We start from the raw sequence: 2,904 nt of genomic DNA, 5'->3' as shown, positions 1-2,904 counted from the left end.
GCGAGCTCGAGGTCGCGCAGCTGCTCCCCCGGCGCCAGGCTGCCGTCGACGATCGCGTCGCGCAGCCGGCCGTAGACGTCGTCGCGCAGGAGCCGGCGATCGATCGCGGGCACGCTCCTTGGAATGGGCATGCAATATATTAGATACGGCGCACCGGGCCCTGGCAAGGTCGGCAGTCCGCCTCGGGCGCGGCAGTTTGCACCGCAGACTCGGCAGTTGGCTTCCAGATCGGTCCAGCCCTGTGCCGACCTCAATGCCAACTGCCGAACACTGCGGCGTGCCAATGCCACCTACCTGACACTGCGGCGAGGATCCCGTACCCAGGTCGGTCGCTAAGTACCGGGCGCACCGACGCTCGGGCGGCGTGCTGACAGGTGGACGGCGTGCTGACAGCCGAGCGGCCAGCTGGCAAACGAGCGGCGCTACGCGCTTGGCACACTATTCCAGAGTGGCGGCATCGGCAGTCCGCCTCGGGCGCGGCAGTTTGCACCGCAGACTCGGCAGTTGGCTTCGAGATCGGTCCAGGCCTGTGCCGATGTCGATGCCAACTGCCGAGCCTTGATGCCAACTGCCGAACCGGGGCGGCCGGCCGGAGGCCTGCCGACCCCGCCGCCCCGCGCCCCACCCCCTGCCACACCCCGCGCCAGCCGGTTTCCCGACCTTTCCAGTAGGGAAACACATAGGCAACATTGATGCACCCAATAGACATCCACTATATGGACATGGTCTTCCACCCGTCCGAACCCGCGGTTACGGTCTTCGCCATGACCAAGGCAGCGCGCATCTCCCTCGTGACACCCCGTCACGAGATGCCCATGTGTGCCACGCCGACCTGTGCCTGCGACCGCTGTCGCAGCTGTCAGCCCTGACGCGCCCCTCGCCCCCTGCAAGGTCAGCGCGCGCCGCCGGCCCGCAGCGCTGAGTCCCTGGTCATCCCCGGGAACCGGCTACCTGTGCCCGCACGACGCGCACCACTCCCCCCAGCAACGCTCCACGCCCGCGCGCCCCGCACCGAACAGGACCCCGCACATGGTGAACACGGCCCCCACCCCGCCCGAGACCCGCACCCCGGCACGGCGCACGCCCACGACGTCGAAGCGCCCCGCCCGGCCGAACGGCCAGTGGAAGGTCGACGGCACCGCGCCGCTGAACCACAACGAGGAGTTCAAGCAGGAGTCGGACCCGCTGGAGGTGCGCGACCGCATCGAGCGCATCTACGCCAAGGAGGGCTTCGACGCGATCCCCGGTGACGATCTGCACGGCCGGTTCCGCTGGTGGGGCCTGTACACGCAGCGCAAGCCCGGGATCGACGGCGGCCGCACCGCCCAGCTCGAGCCGCACGAGCTCGAGGACAAGTACTTCATGCTGCGCGTGCGGATCGACGGCGGCGCCCTGACCACCGAGCAGCTGCGCACCATCGCGGGCATCAGCACCGAGTTCGGCCGCGGGTCGGCGGACATCACCGACCGGCAGAACCTCCAGCTGCACTGGATCGAGGTCGAGTCGGTCCCGGAGATCTGGCGCCGGCTGGAGGCCGTGGGGCTGAGCACCACGGAGGCCTGCGGCGACGTGCCGCGCGTCATCCTCGGCAGCCCCGTGGCGGGCGTCGCCAAGGACGAGCTGATCGACCCGACACCCGTGATCGAGCAGATCCAGGAGCGCTTCATCGGGGACCCGGCCCTGGCCAACCTGCCGCGCAAGTTCAAGTCGGCGATCACGGGCCACCCCAGCCTCGACGTCGTGCACGAGATCAACGACATCTCGTTCGTCGCCGTGGACCACCCCGAGCTCGGCATCGGCTACGACCTGTGGGTGGGCGGCGCGCTGTCGACGGCACCGCGCCTCGCGGAGCGCCTGAACGTGTTCGTCACCGAGGAGCAGGCGCCCGACGTCTGGCACGGCGTGGTGCGGATCTTCCGCGACTACGGCTACCGCCGGCTGCGCAACAAGGCGCGCCTGAAGTTCCTGCTCGCCGACTGGGGCACGGAGAAGTTCCGCCAGGTCCTGCAGGACGAGTACCTCGGCTACGCGCTGCCCGACGGCGTCGCCCCGCCCGCGCCCGCCTCGCTCGGGCTCGACGAGCGTGGCGACCACGTGGGTGTGTACGAGCAGCACGACGGGCGCTTCTACGTGGGCGCCGCGCCGACCGTCGGCCGGGTCTCGGGCGAGACCCTGGCCGAGCTGGCCGACCTCGCCGAGGCGCACGGCAGCAGCCGGGTACGCCTGACGCCGCAGCAGAAGCTGCTCGTCCTGGACGTCGCGCAGGAGCAGGTCGAGCCCCTGATCGCGGGCCTGGCCGAGCTCGGCCTCCAGGCCCGGCCCAGCCCGTTCCGCCGCAACACCATCGCGTGCACCGGCATCGAGTACTGCAAGCTCGCGATCGTCGAGACCAAGGCGACGTCGGCCGCGGCGATCACGCAGCTCGAGGAGCGCCTGGGCGACCTGAGCCACCTCAAGCCGCTGAGCCTGCACGTCAACGGCTGCCCCAACTCGTGCGCGCGGATCCAGACGGCCGACATCGGTCTCAAGGGCCAGCTCGTCATGGACGACGACGGCAACCAGGTGCCCGGCTTCCAGGTGCACCTGGGCGGCGGCCTGGCCTCGACGGACCGGGACGACGCCGGGCTCGGGCGCACCGTGCGCGGGCTCAAGGTGACCGCCGACGGCATCGGCGACTACGTGGAGCGGGTCGTGCGCCGGTTCGAGGCCGACCACGACGGCGACGAGACGTTCGCGCAGTGGGCACACCGCGCCGACGAGGAGGCCCTCCGATGACGGCCACCGACGAGGCGCCCGCCTCCTCTCTCGCGCTCTCCGGGCTCGGCCACGGCGAGAACCCGCGCCTGGCGCGAGTCCGCGCCCGCGCCGCCGCCCGCGAGAGCACCCGTGAGGCACGCCGGTCCG

The 2,904-nt window shown here is 71.2% G+C and carries 1 protein-coding gene and 1 pseudogene; one reads left to right on the top strand and one right to left on the bottom strand.

Annotated elements, in window-relative coordinates:
- Positions 1–131, bottom strand: a pseudogene (locus PROKR_RS38155) (GntR family transcriptional regulator); the annotation flags it as partial.
- 898 nt (positions 132–1,029) lie between these two features.
- Here PROKR_RS38155 and PROKR_RS03250 point away from each other — a divergent pair.
- On the top strand, positions 1,030–2,775 hold the full coding sequence (locus PROKR_RS03250) for a nitrite/sulfite reductase (protein WP_036959484.1): 1,746 nt from the start codon (positions 1,030–1,032) through the stop codon (positions 2,773–2,775).
- Positions 2,776–2,904: the final 129 nt, after the last annotated feature.

This window comes from Promicromonospora kroppenstedtii DSM 19349 (genome assembly GCF_000515355.1).
In the GTDB taxonomy this organism is placed as follows: domain Bacteria; phylum Actinomycetota; class Actinomycetes; order Actinomycetales; family Cellulomonadaceae; genus Promicromonospora; species Promicromonospora kroppenstedtii.
This window is presented reverse-complemented; position numbering and strand designations above follow the sequence as displayed.